The 677-nt window shown below is 62.2% G+C and carries 2 rRNA genes; both read right to left on the reverse strand.

Features of this window, described 5'->3' with window-relative positions:
• Positions 1-350 precede the first annotated feature (350 nt).
• Positions 351-467, reverse strand: a 5S ribosomal RNA gene (gene rrf / locus QSK45_RS32765).
• Between the two features lie 104 nt (positions 468-571).
• Positions 572-677: ribosomal RNA gene (locus QSK45_RS32770) — 23S ribosomal RNA — on the reverse strand; the annotation flags it as partial.

Consider the following 677-nt stretch of genomic DNA (forward strand, 5'->3'; position numbering starts at 1 on the left):
ACGACGGTCGTCACGACGGAAGCCGCCACGGTCGCCGCGGTCGTCGTCACGCCGGTACGACGGACGCTCGTCACGGCGGTCGTCACGCCGGCCGTAACCGCCACCGCGATTGTCGTCACGACGGTCATCGCGACGGAAGCCGCCACGGTCACTGCGGTCACCACGGTCGCCGCGGTAACCGCCGCGGTCGCCCCGGTCCCCACTGTCCCGTCGCCGCTGGTCGCGCTCCGGTCGGTCGTCGGGCGAGTTGGTGGACATGGTGACTCCTGTCTTCGGTACCACAAGCATTGTAAAAACGAAAGGACCCCTGGTCCCAGCTGAACGCTGGGACCAGGGGTCCTCCAAAGATTGTTCGGCGGCGTCCTACTCTCCCACAGGGTCCCCCCTGCAGTACCATCGGCGCTGTAAGGCTTAGCTTCCGGGTTCGAAATGTGACCGGGCGTTTCCCCTACGCTATGACCACCGAAACCCTAATGGTTTCGAGCGAACAAGCACACTTTGTAGTTATGCGTTCTGCTCTTACCGGCAACTGTTCGTTGCCTCAGAACTTACACAGTGGACGCGAGCAACTGAGGACAAGCCCTCGGCCTATTAGTACCGGTCACCTCCACCAGTTACCTGGCTTCCAGATCCGGCCTATCAACCCAGTCGTCTACTGGGAGCCTTACCCCATCAAG

Origin of the sequence: Streptomyces hygroscopicus subsp. hygroscopicus, assembly GCF_030269125.1 — a bacterium.
Lineage (GTDB): Bacteria > Actinomycetota > Actinomycetes > Streptomycetales > Streptomycetaceae > Streptomyces > Streptomyces hygroscopicus_C.